This is a genomic window from Limnohabitans sp. (assembly GCF_023910625.1).
Lineage (GTDB): Bacteria > Pseudomonadota > Gammaproteobacteria > Burkholderiales > Burkholderiaceae_C > Limnohabitans_A.
Genome location: NZ_JAAVVW010000003.1, coordinates 1,212,762 through 1,225,060 on the forward strand (window position 1 = coordinate 1,212,762; position 12,299 = coordinate 1,225,060).

Here is a 12,299-nt window from a genome sequence, read left to right on the forward strand (position 1 = left end):
ACAATGGCTTGCAACTAAAATGACAATTTTCCACCGCGCCACTCCACTCCTTGTATATGACCCAGTTTGCCAAAGAAACACTGCCCATCAGTCTGGAAGAGGAAATGCGGCGCAGCTACCTCGATTACGCCATGAGCGTGATTGTCGGGCGTGCCCTGCCCGATGCCCGTGACGGCCTGAAACCCGTGCACCGCAGGGTCTTGTTCGCGATGCACGAGCTGAACAACGACTGGAACCGCCCCTACAAAAAGTCGGCCCGTATCGTGGGTGACGTGATCGGCAAATACCATCCGCACGGCGACCAGTCGGTGTACGACACCATCGTGCGCATGGCGCAAGACTTTTCCATGCGCCACATGCTGGTGGATGGCCAGGGCAACTTTGGCTCGGTCGATGGCGACAATGCTGCCGCCATGCGGTACACCGAAATCCGCTTGGCCAAGATCGCCCACGAGATGCTGGGGGACATCGACAAGGACACCGTTGACTTCGGCCCGAACTACGACGGCTCAGAAAAAGAGCCTCTGGTGCTGCCTTCGCGCCTGCCCAACTTGCTGATCAACGGCTCGGGCGGTATTGCGGTGGGCATGGCCACCAACATCCCGCCGCACAACCTGAACGAGGTGGTGGACGCCTGCCTGCATTTGCTGCGCAACCCCGAAGCCTCGATTGATGAACTGATGGAAATCGTCCCTGCGCCAGACTTCCCAACGGGTGCCATCATTTACGGCATGACCGGCGTCAAGGACGGCTACCGCACGGGCCGCGGCCGCGTGGTCATGCGGGCCAAGTGCCACTTTGAAGACATCGACAAAGGCCAACGACAGTGCATCGTGGTCGATGAGTTGCCCTACCAGGTCAACAAAAAGACCTTGCAAGAGCGCATGGCCGAGTTGGTACACGAGAAGAAAATCGAAGACATCAGCCACATCCAGGACGAGTCCGATAAATCAGGCATGCGCCTGGTGATCGAACTCAAGCGTGGCGCTGTGCCCGAGGTGGTGCTGAACAACCTGTACAAACAGACCCAGCTGCAAGACACCTTTGGCATGAACATGGTGGCCTTGATCGACGGCCAGCCCAAGCTGTGCAACCTGAAAGACCTGATCCAGGTCTTCTTGCAGCACCGCCGCGAAGTGGTGACACGCCGCACGGTGTTTGAGCTGCGCAAAGCACGCGACCGTGGCCATGTGCTGGAAGGCCTGGCCGTGGCTTTGGCCAACATCGACGACTTCATCGCCATCATCCGTGGCGCGCCCACACCCCCTGTGGCCAAGGCCGAGCTGATGACCCGCGCCTGGGACAGCCAGATGGTGCGCACCATGCTGACCCGCGCCCGCGACGATGGCTCGGTGGTGAACGCCGACGACTACCGCCCCGAAGGACTGGAGCGTGAATACGGTTTGGGCCAAGACGGCTTGTACCGTTTGTCGGACACGCAAGCGCAAGAGATTTTGCAGATGCGTCTGCAGCGCCTGACCGGTCTGGAACAAGACAAGATCGTGGCCGAGTACAAAGAGGTCATGTCCGAGATCGAAGACCTGCTGGACATCCTGGCCAAGCCCGAGCGCGTGTCCACCATCATTGGTGATGAGCTGGGCACCGTGCGCCAGGAATTTGGCCAGACCAAGATCGGCGCACGCCGCAGCGAAATCGAACACAGCGCGCAAGACCTGTCGACCGAAGACCTGATCACACCCACCGACATGGTGGTCACGCTCTCGCACAGCGGCTACATCAAGAGCCAACCCCTGTCTGAGTACCGTTCGCAAAAACGCGGCGGGCGTGGCAAACAAGCCGCCGCCACCAAAGAAGACGACTGGATCGACCAGCTGTTCATCGCCAACACACACGACTATTTGCTGTGCTTCTCGAACCGCGGCCGCTTGTACTGGCTGAAAGTCTGGGAAGTGCCTGCGGGCTCACGCGGCTCACGCGGACGCCCCATCGTCAACATGTTCCCGCTGCAAGAAGGCGAAAAAATCAACGTGGTGTTGGCCCTGACCGGCGAAGCACGCACCTTCCCGGACAACCAATATGTGTTCATGGCCACGTCCATGGGCACCGTCAAGAAGACCTCGCTCGACGAATTCAGCAACCCGCGCAAGGGCGGCATCATCGCTGTGAACCTGGACGAAGGCGATTTCTTGATCGGTGCGGCTCTGACCGATGGCAAGCACGACGTGATGTTGTTCAGCGACGGCGGCAAGGCCGTGCGCTTTGACGAAAACGATGTGCGCCCCCTGGGCCGCAGCGCCCGTGGCGTGCGAGGCATGATGATCGAAGACCACCAAAGCGTGATCGCCATGCTGGTGTCCGAACAAGAAGACCCGGCCGCTGTCGCAGACGAAACCGCAGCCCGCGCCAGCGTCTTGACTGCCACCGAAAACGGTTACGGTAAACGCACCAACATCAGCGAATACACCCGTCATGGCCGTGGCACCAAAGGCATGATCGCCATCCAGCAATCCGAGCGCAACGGAAAAGTGGTGGCCGCCACCTTGGTCCATGCCGACGACGAAATCATGCTGATCACCGACACCGGTGTGTTGGTGCGCACCCGCGTGTCCGAAATCCGCGAGATGGGCCGCGCCACACAAGGCGTGACGCTGATCGGTCTGGACGAAGGTGCCAAGCTGTCAGGCCTGCAACGCATCGTGGAAAATGACGCGAATGTGACGGAAGGCGAAGTGGCGGACGGTGAAGCGGGAGGTGCCGACGCCGCTCCGGATGACAGTGCACCGGCAGCGCAATAAGTGATGGGCCGCGCTTTCAACTTCTCAGCGGGTCCCGCCGTCATGCCCGAAGCCGTGCTGCAACAAGCTGCGGCCGAGATGTTGGACTGGCATGGCTCGGGCATGAGCGTGATGGAGATGAGCCACCGCGGCAAGGAGTTCATCAGCATTTACGAGCAAGCCGAAACCGACTTGCGCGAATTGTTGGCGGTGCCCACCCACTTCAAGATTTTGTTCATGCAAGGCGGGGGCTTGGCCGAAAACGCCATCGTGCCGCTGAACCTGTCGCAAGGCGGGGCCATGGACTTTGTGCTCACGGGCAGTTGGAGCCAAAAGTCGCTCAAGGAAGCTGGCAAATACGGCCCAGCCCGTGTGGCCGCTTCGGGTCAGGTGGAAGGCTTTACCACCCTGCCCGCCCCTGCCACTTGGCAGGTGGGCGCGGACAGCCGCTATGTGCACATTTGCAGCAATGAAACCATTCACGGTGTCGAGTTCTCCGAACTGCCGGACCTCAAAGCCTTGGGCTGTGATGCCCCTCTGGTGGTGGATTTTTCTTCGCATGTGGCCTCGCGCCCGGTAGACTGGTCCCGTGTGGGTCTGGCCTTTGGTGGCGCACAAAAAAACCTGGGTCCCGCCGGGCTGACCTTGGTCATCGTGCGCGAAGACCTGATCGGCCATGCCCTGCCGCATTGCCCCAGCGCTTTTGATTACAAGCTGGTGGCAGATAACCAGTCCATGTACAACACCCCGCCCACCTACAGTATTTACATCGCAGGTTTGGTGTTTCAGTGGCTCAAAAAGCATGGTGGTATTGCAGCCATGGAACAGCGCAACATTGCCAAAGCGCAGCTGCTGTACGACTTTCTGGACAGCTCCAGTTTGTTTGAAAACCGTGTGGCCAAGGACTGCCGCTCGCGCATGAACGTGCCCTTTTTCTTGCGCGACGAATCGCGCAATGATGCTTTCGTGGCCGGTGCCAAAGCAGCCAACTTGCTGCAGCTCAAAGGGCACAAATCGGTGGGCGGCATGAGGGCCAGCATTTACAACGCCATGCCCCTCGAAGGCGTGCAGGCGCTGGTGGCTTACATGCGCGCATTTGAAAAAACACAGGCCTGAAGCCCGCCCAACAGGCCGCCAGAAAGAACACGAGACATGAGCCAACCACCCATTCAGTCGGATGCCCTGGGCGCTTTGCGCGTGCAGATTGACGCGCTGGACAAACAGCTGCTGAGCCTGCTGAACCAACGCGCCCATGTGGCCGAGCAGGTGGGCGAGATCAAACGCGCCGAAGGCTCGCCCTTCTTTCGCCCCGACCGCGTGGCGCAAGTCATCGACAAGATCACCCAGGCCAACCCCGGGCCACTCAAAAACGAACATGTGGCATCCATCTGGCGCGAAATCATGTCAGCCTGCCTGGCGCTCGAAGCACCACAACGCGTGGCGGTCCTCGGCCCTCAGGGCACGTTTTGCGAACAGGCAGCGATTGAGTTTTTTGGCAGTGCGGCCAACCTGATTTACTGCGCCAACTTCGACGAAGTCTTCCACGCCACCGCTGCGGGCACTGCCCAATATGGCGTGGTGGGCATGGAAAACTCCACCGAGGGCGTGGTGGCCCGTTCGCTCGATTTGTTCCTGCGCTCGCCCGTGCATGTGGTGGGCGAGGTCAGCCTGTTGGTGCGCCACAACCTGCTGCGCCAGATCAACGCCGACGCTGGCATCGAAGTGGTCATGGCCCACCCCCAAGCCTTGGCCCAGTGTCAAGGCTGGCTCAATCAGCATCTTCCACTGGCCGAACGTCGCGCCGTGGCCAGCAACGCCGAAGGCGCACGTCTAGCCAGCACCAACCCGAATTGGGCCGCCTTGGCCAGCGAACGTGCCGCCAGCCAGTTTGGTCTGCACATCGTGCACCACGCCATTCAGGACGAAGCCTTCAACCGCACCCGCTTTGCCGTGATCGCTTTGCCGCAGACCTTGGCCACGCCACCAGCGTCTGGCAAAGACTGCACCAGCCTGGTGGTGTCGGTGCCCAACCGCCCAGGTGCGGTGCACGATTTGCTGGTGCCGCTCAAAAACAACGGTGTGTCCATGACCCGCTTTGAGTCGCGCCCCGCCAAATCGGGCCAGTGGGAGTATTACTTCTACATCGACTTGCAAGGCCACATCAACGAGCCGCATGTGGCCGCTGCTTTGCAAGAGTTGCAAGGCTTGTGCGCGTTTTACAAGGTGCTGGGTTCATACCCGGTGCCCGAGTGAGCGCGCGGTGAAATTCGAACGCTTGGCCCTGATCGGCTGCGGTCTGATGGGCGGCTCGTTTGCGCTCGCGCTGCGCGAGGCAGGTCTTGTGCAAACCATTGTCGGCTTCAGCGCCTCTGAAAAAACCCGTCAACTTGCGGTGGAACTTCAAGTCATCGACCACGCCTGCTCCAGCGTGGCCGATGCGGTGCAAGGCGCAGATCTTGTTTTGCTGGCCGTTCCTGTGGGCGCGATGCAAAGCAGCTTTGCCGCCATGCGCCAAGCACTGCACCCCAATGCCTTGCTGATGGACGTGGGCTCGACCAAGGGCGATGTGATTGCCGCGGCAATTGCCACCCTGGGTGAACGCCTGAGCTGCTTTGTGCCTGCCCACCCGATTGCGGGCAAAGAAGTCGCGGGCATTGAGCATGCCGAAGGCTCGCTCTACCAAGCGCGACGCACCATCCTCACGCCCTTGCCGCAAAACAGCATCGGCCAGATAAAAACAGCGAGCGCAGTATGGACTGCCATCGGTAGCCATGTGAGCCAGATGACAGCGCAGGCCCATGACGCCACTTTTGCCGCCGTCAGCCACTTGCCGCATTTGCTGGCCTTTGCCGCCGTGAATGCGCTGACGGCCCAACCGCAAGGCCCTGCGTTTTTGGAGATGGCAGGTCCGGGATTTCGGGATTTTTCCCGCATCGCCGCTTCAGATGCCTCGGTGTGGCGAGACATCTTGAGCGCCAACCATGCGGAAGTCCTCGCGCAATTGGCGCACTTTCGCAGTGCCCTCGACCAATTTGAAAACGCCCTGAAGCAAGGCGACACCGCCGCGCTGCAACAACTGATTCAACAAGCCAGCGATGTGCGCTCGGCCTGGACGCTGCAAGCAAGTCACGCTTGCAACCAAGCCCCAGAAAACTGAACCATGTTCTCCACTGCTTTCATCGACCTTCCTCCGCTGCAAGGCGCATCCGGCACCGTCACCTTGCCAGGCTCCAAAAGCATTTCCAACCGTGTACTGCTGTTGTCGGCGCTTTGCCGGGGTACCACCGTAGTGCACGACCTGCTGGACTCGGACGACACCCGCGTGATGCTGGCGGCGCTGCGCCAACTGGGCTGCGGTGTGCAGGTTCAGGGCACCACGGTGACCATCACTGGTCTCGGCAGCCGCGCCTGGCCTGTCGAGGCAATTGAGTTGTTCATGGGCAACGCGGGCACGGCGATGCGCCCGCTCACGGCAGCGTTGGCTGTTCAAGGCGGCGACTTCACCCTCAAGGGCGTGCCCCGCATGCACGAGCGCCCGATCGGCGACTTGGTGGACGCGCTGCGCGAACTGGGCTGCGCTATTGATTACCTAGGAAACAAAGGTTACCCGCCCCTGCGCATTCGAAGACCCACGCTCCAACTCGACAAACCCATCCCTGTTCGCGGGGATGTGTCCAGCCAGTTCCTTACCGCGCTGCTGATGGCGCTGCCGCTGGCCGCTGAACACCTGCCATCTGGCTGCGCCATCACCATCGAGGTGGTGGGCGAGCTGATCAGCAAGCCCTACATCGAAATCACCCTCAACCTGCTGGCCCGCTTCGGCATCGCAGTTGAACGTCAGGGCTGGGAACGCTTTGTCATTCCTGCAGGCAGCCGCTACCAGTCGCCAGGCAGCATCCACGTCGAAGCCGATGCGTCTTCGGCCAGCTATTTCATTGCGTTGGGTGCCATCGCAAAAGGCGACGGCATCCGCATTCAGGGTGTAGGTGCCGACTCCATCCAGGGCGACATCCGCTTCATGGACGCCGCAGCCCAAATGGGCGCCAAAATTACCAGCGGCCCGAACTGGCTTGAAATCCAGCGCGGGGCCTGGCCACTCAAAGGCATCACGCTCGACTGCAACCACATCCCCGACGCCGCCATGACGCTGGCCGTGATGGCGCTGTATGCCGACGGCCCGACCACGCTGCGCAACATTGCCAGCTGGCGCGTCAAGGAAACCGACCGCATCGTGGCCATGGCCACCGAAAGCCGCAAGTTGGGTGCCACTGTGGAAGAAGGCCCCGACTGGATCACCATCCACCCCCTGCCCGCCGGGAAATGGCAACGCGCCAGCATCCACACCTACGACGACCACCGGTTGGCCATGTGCTTTTCGCTGGCCGCCTTCAACGCTGACCAGGTGCCGGTGCGCATCGAAGACCCCAAGTGCGTGGCCAAGACCTTTCCCGATTATTTCGAGGCCTTGTTCTCGGTGGCGTACACCAGCAGACAGAACATCCCGGTGATCTGCATCGACGGACCCACCGCCTCGGGCAAAGGCACCCTGGCCAGTCGAGTGGCGGCTGCATTGGGTTACCACTACCTCGACTCGGGGGCGCTCTACCGCGTCATGGCCCATGCCGCTTTGCAAGCGGGACTGACGCTGGAAGCCGCCGACGAAGCCGCCATGGCCGATTTGGCGCGTCAACTGCCCGTGCGTTTTTCAGGCGAGCAAGTGCTGCTGAACGAGGTGGATGTGACCGATGCCATCCGCAGCGAACAAGGTGGTATGAACGCCTCCAAAGTCTCGATGCTGCCCGCCGTGCGCAAGGCCCTGATCGATTTTCAGCACAGTTTCCAGTGTCTGCCGGGCCTGCTGGCCGACGGGCGCGACATGGGCACGGTGATCTTCCCGAGCGCCCCTTTGAAGGTGTTTTTGACCGCCAGCGCCACAAAACGCGCCGAAAGACGGCATAAGCAATTGATTTTGAAGGGTTTTTCGGCTAATATCGACGCTCTTCGCGCTGACTTGGAAGCACGCGACGCCCGGGACATGTCCCGCAGCGTGGCGCCTTTATTGCCCGCGCAAGATGCTTTGCAACTGGACAACTCGTCCTTGACCATCGAAGCCTCGGTGGAGCAAGTGCTGGTCTGGTGGCAAAACCGGCAGGTTTTCAGTTGATCGACGCAAGTTAACCCACCGAAAACAGCCACCCCAGCCCGCCCTGTGCAGGCTGACCCAAAGTCCCACCCGGCTCTCATCGTGCAGCTTGCACACTGGCCAGGTGGTTTTTTAAAAACCAACCACGGCTCACGCCGCAAACCAATCGCCACGGTCAGCTCCTGGAAACGACGCATGTCGCGCTCGTCAGTCCTGCCCTTGTGGATGAGGAAATCACATGTCTGAATCTTTTGCCGCCCTCTTTGAGGAATCCCTGCAACGTACCGAAATGCGCCCCGGTGAAGTCATCACCGCCGAAGTGGTGCGCATCGAACACAACTTCGTCGTGGTCAACGCCGGTCTCAAGTCCGAGTCCTATGTCCCCCTAGAAGAGTTCAAGAACGACCAGGGTGAAGTCGAAGTCCAGGTCGGCGACTTTGTCTCGGTGGCCATCGGCTCCATCGAAAACGGCTACGGCGACACCATCCTGTCCCGTGACACGGCCAAGCGTCTGTCTTCCTGGATGTCACTGGAAAAAGCCCTGGAATCGGGCGAATTCGTCACTGGCGTGACCAGCGGCAAAGTCAAGGGCGGGCTCACGGTGCTGGTCAACGGCATCCGCGCTTTCTTGCCCGGCTCTTTGGTCGACACACGTCCCACCAAAGACCTCTCACCCTACGAGAACAAGACCCTGGAATTCAAGGTCATCAAGCTCGACCGCAAGCGCAACAACGTCGTACTGTCACGCCGCGCTGTGGTGGAAGCATCCATGGGCGAAGAGCGCGCCAAGCTGATGGAAAACCTGCGCGAGGGCTCCATCGTGCACGGCGTGGTCAAGAACATCACCGAATACGGTGCCTTTGTGGACTTGGGCGGTATTGACGGCTTGCTGCACATCACCGACATGGCATGGCGCCGTGTCCGTCACCCTTCCGAAGTGGTCACGGCCGGTCAGGAAATCAGCGCCAAGATCCTCAAGTTCGATACCGAGAAAAACCGCGTGTCCTTGGGTCTCAAGCAAATGGGCGATGACCCCTGGATGGGCGTGAACCGCCGCTACCCACAAAGCACCCGCATGTTCGGCAAGATCACCAACATCGCCGACTACGGCGCGTTTGTCGAACTGGAGCCAGGCATCGAAGGCTTGGTCCACGTCTCCGAGATGGACTGGACCAACAAGAACGTGGCGCCTTCCAAGATCGTTGTATTGGGTGACGAGGTCGAAGTCATGGTCCTCGAGATCGACGAAGACAAGCGCCGCATCAGCTTGGGCATGAAGCAGTGCCGCGCCAACCCATGGCAAGAGTTCGCGCAAAACACCAAGCGTGGTGACCGCGTGAAGGGCCCGATCAAGTCGATCACCGACTTCGGCGTGTTCGTGGGCCTGGCTGCCGGTATCGACGGCCTGGTGCACCTGTCTGACCTGTCCTGGAACGAGTCCGGCGAAAACGCCGTGCGCGAATTCAAGAAGGGTCAAGAAGTTGAGGCTTTGGTTTTGGCTGTGGACGTGGACCGTGAGCGCATCAGCTTGGGCATCAAACAGCTCGACTCCGATCCTTTCACCACCTTCACCTCCATCAACGACAAAGGCCAGATCGTCACGGGCAAGGTCAAGACCGTGGATGCCAAGGGCGCCGAAATCGACTTGGGCGAAGACATCATTGGTTACCTGCGTGTGTCCGAAATCTCGCGTGACCGCGTGGAAGACGCCAGCCACGTACTCAAAGTCGGCGACGAAGTCACTGCAGTCGTGGTGAACGTGGACCGCAAGACCCGCAACATCCAGTTGTCGATCAAGGCCAAGGACCAGGCTGACCAGCAAGAAGCCATGGCTTCGCTGTCGCAGCAATCCAAGACCGAGAACGCTGGCACGACCAGTCTGGGCGCCTTGTTGCGCGCCAAGCTCGACAACAACTGATCTGAAACTTGTGCGTTAGGCGTCTAATGTTGAGCGACAAGCCAGGTTTCCTGGCTTGTTTCACTCAACGCAAAACGCTTAACGCAGCACGTCCATGACCCGCTCCGATCTGGTTGAAGAACTGGCTGCACGCTTTGCGCAGCTGACCCACCGTGACGCCGAATTGGCCGTCAAGACGGTGCTCGACGCCATGAGCGATGCGCTGGCCAAAGGTCACCGCATTGAGATCCGTGGCTTTGGCAGCTTTTCCATCAACCGCCGTCCGCCGCGTGTGGGCCGCAATCCGCGCTCGGGCGAGAGCGTTCAAATCCCTGAAAAACGGGTCCCCCATTTCAAACCCGGCAAAGCCTTGCGCGAGGCTGTGGATACCGGCACTGTGGTCCAATCTCCCAAAAAAGCCAAACCCAAATCCAAAGCATGAGGCGCTTTGAGTTTGATTTTTCAGCCTTTTTTCTTGAGCGACTGCACACCGTTAGAATGAAATCATGCTGTGAGGTTGCACCATGAAACGTCTGCTCCGGCTGCTTCAATGGCTACTGAAAGCAGCTGTTTTTTTCACCCTGTTTGCATTCGCGCTGAATAACCAGCAAGAAACCCGTGTGAACTTCTTTTTCAGCACCCATTGGTCTGCCCCCACCGTATTGGTGGTGTTATCGGCTTTCACCTTGGGTGTGGTGGTGGGCGTTTTGGGCATGGTGCCCAAATGGTGGCGTGAGCGTCAGGCTGTCAAACTCAATTTGAACACTGCAACGCCACCCTCGGCCCATTCGTCCGGCTCTTCGCCAGCTTCAGAGGTGCCGCGTGGAATTTGACTTGACCTGGATTTTGTTGGGCTTGCCCATCGCTTTTGGTTTGGGCTGGATTGCCTCACGACTGGATTTGCGTCAAATGCGATTGGCCAATCGGCAAGCGCCTCGGGCTTACTTCAAGGGCCTGAACTATTTACTGAACGAACAGCAGGACCAGGCCATTGACACCTTCATTGAGGCCGTACAAAACGATCCCGACACCTCCGAGCTGCATTTTGCGTTGGGTAATTTATTCCGCCGTCGGGGCGAGTATGACCGCGCCGTGAGGGTTCACGAGCATCTGCTTTCAAGAGCCGATCTCAGCAGCGCTGACAGGCAAAGAGCACAACACGGTCTGGCGATGGATTATCTGAAAGCTGGCTTGCTCGATCGCGCAGAGGAAGCACTTCGCAAGCTCGAAGGCACTTCCTTTGAGGGTCAGGCGCGCCAAGCCCGAATGGCCATTTATGAACGATCGCGAGAGTGGCACGAAGCTGCCGCGGTTGCCCGCTTGCTCGAGAATTCAGGTGAAGTGGATTTCAGTGTTCGAATGGCGCACTACCAGTGTGAACAAGCCAAAGAATCGCTGCAAAAAGGCGATGGGGCATCAGCCCAAGAACTGCTTCTTGCCTGCCTTGACGATCAGCCTCACGCTGCGCGACCCCGTATTCTGTTGGGCCAAATCCAACTGGGCCAAGGGCAGTTTCGGGCTGCGTTTGACACTCTGGCGGTTTTGTTTGAGCGTCATGACGTTGCTGCCCCCCTTGCAGCCAGTAACCTGGTCAAAGCTGCAGGTGCTTGTGACATGACAGCCATAGCCCATCAATTGCTCGAAGCCCATTACCAGAGCCAAGCCTCCATCGATGTGCTGAACGCCATCACGGAGTTGGCTGTCGTTAATGGAACTCAAAACGGCGAGACGGGCACTCCGTCTTTGCATCGTTACCTCAGCCACCTGCAAAAGCATCCCTCCTTGATGGCCGCCAGTCGTTGGTTGTCTACCGTCAAGCCGGGCCAGACACCGCTGCCCGAGCCGGTGCAAAAGGCTTTGGACCACGCCACCAAACCCTTGGCCAGGTACCGTTGTGCTGCATGCGGCTTCGAAGCCAAAGAGCATTATTGGCACTGCCCTGGCTGCCAGGCCTGGGACAGCTACCCCCCCCGACGGATTGAAGAAATTTGAAAACCAATACTTTTAAAAGCAAATTCAAGGGTTTTCACGGTCATTTCTTTCAGGTCAACTGCCAAAGAATGCAACTTGCAGCATTTTTTTGCAGTCAACCCAAGGAGCGAAGACATGTTCAAGAGCATCACAGGTGCATTGCTGGCTTTCGGATTTGCGGGCCTCACCTGGGCCCAACAAATTGATTTAAACAAAGCCACCGAGGTCGATCTCGACGCCATCAAAGGTGTCGGACCGGTGTTGACCAAGGCCGTGATGGACGAGCGCAAAAAAGCCCCATTCAAGGATTGGGAAGATGCCATCCGCCGAGTCAAAGGCCTCGGCCCGCAAAAGGCCAGCAAGCTTTCAGAGCAGGGTGTGCGGGTGCAAGGCAGTGCATATGCCTTGACAGGGGCTGATCAAAAGCCCAACGCCAAAGCAGCCGACGCCGCTGCCAAGTCGGCACCCGCCAAAAACTGAAAAGCGCTCATGGCCTGACGGCCGATGCGAGCGGGTCGGCGGGTGTGTGCTGCACCCGGACGACCAAGCGCTG

At 59.4% G+C, this 12,299-nt stretch carries 10 protein-coding genes; all 10 read left to right on the forward strand.

Translation table 11 applies throughout. The annotated features are described in order from the left end of the window. Positions 1-56 precede the first annotated feature (56 nt). Complete coding sequence (gyrA, locus tag HEQ17_RS08995) at positions 57-2,756, forward strand: DNA gyrase subunit A (protein ID WP_296292430.1); 2,700 nt, start codon at positions 57-59, stop codon at positions 2,754-2,756. 3 nt (positions 2,757-2,759) lie between these two features. Further along, positions 2,760-3,851: a 3-phosphoserine/phosphohydroxythreonine transaminase gene (gene serC, locus HEQ17_RS09000; protein ID WP_296292431.1), complete on the forward strand. Its 1,092-nt coding sequence runs from the start codon at positions 2,760-2,762 to the stop codon at positions 3,849-3,851. A gap of 36 nt (positions 3,852-3,887) precedes the next feature. Further along, positions 3,888-4,988: a prephenate dehydratase gene (pheA, locus tag HEQ17_RS09005; protein ID WP_296292432.1), complete on the forward strand. Its 1,101-nt coding sequence runs from the start codon at positions 3,888-3,890 to the stop codon at positions 4,986-4,988. A gap of 7 nt (positions 4,989-4,995) precedes the next feature. Beyond that, entirely contained in the window at positions 4,996-5,892 is an 897-nt protein-coding gene (locus HEQ17_RS09010; RefSeq protein WP_296292433.1) for a prephenate dehydrogenase/arogenate dehydrogenase family protein, read from the forward strand. Positions 5,893-5,895: 3 nt separating this feature from the next. Further along, the gene (locus HEQ17_RS09015) at positions 5,896-7,899 is read left to right on the forward strand and encodes a bifunctional 3-phosphoshikimate 1-carboxyvinyltransferase/cytidylate kinase (protein ID WP_296292434.1); all 2,004 of its coding nucleotides are present in this window, start codon (positions 5,896-5,898) and stop codon (positions 7,897-7,899) included. Between the two features lie 217 nt (positions 7,900-8,116). Beyond that, positions 8,117-9,796, forward strand: a complete 1,680-nt coding sequence (gene rpsA, locus HEQ17_RS09020; protein WP_296292435.1) for a 30S ribosomal protein S1 — start codon at positions 8,117-8,119, stop codon at positions 9,794-9,796. A gap of 94 nt (positions 9,797-9,890) precedes the next feature. Beyond that, complete coding sequence (locus HEQ17_RS09025; protein ID WP_296292436.1) at positions 9,891-10,217, forward strand: integration host factor subunit beta; 327 nt, start codon at positions 9,891-9,893, stop codon at positions 10,215-10,217. Between the two features lie 82 nt (positions 10,218-10,299). After that, a complete protein-coding gene (locus HEQ17_RS09030) occupies positions 10,300-10,608 on the forward strand; it encodes a lipopolysaccharide assembly protein LapA domain-containing protein (RefSeq protein WP_296292437.1) in 309 nt (102 codons plus the stop codon). Further along, positions 10,598-11,767, forward strand: coding sequence for a lipopolysaccharide assembly protein LapB (gene lapB, locus HEQ17_RS09035; RefSeq protein WP_296292438.1), 1,170 nt, complete (start codon positions 10,598-10,600; stop codon positions 11,765-11,767). Before HEQ17_RS09030 ends, lapB begins: the two co-directional genes overlap by 11 nt. A gap of 114 nt (positions 11,768-11,881) precedes the next feature. After that, positions 11,882-12,226: a helix-hairpin-helix domain-containing protein gene (locus HEQ17_RS09040; protein ID WP_296292439.1), complete on the forward strand. Its 345-nt coding sequence runs from the start codon at positions 11,882-11,884 to the stop codon at positions 12,224-12,226. Positions 12,227-12,299: the final 73 nt, after the last annotated feature.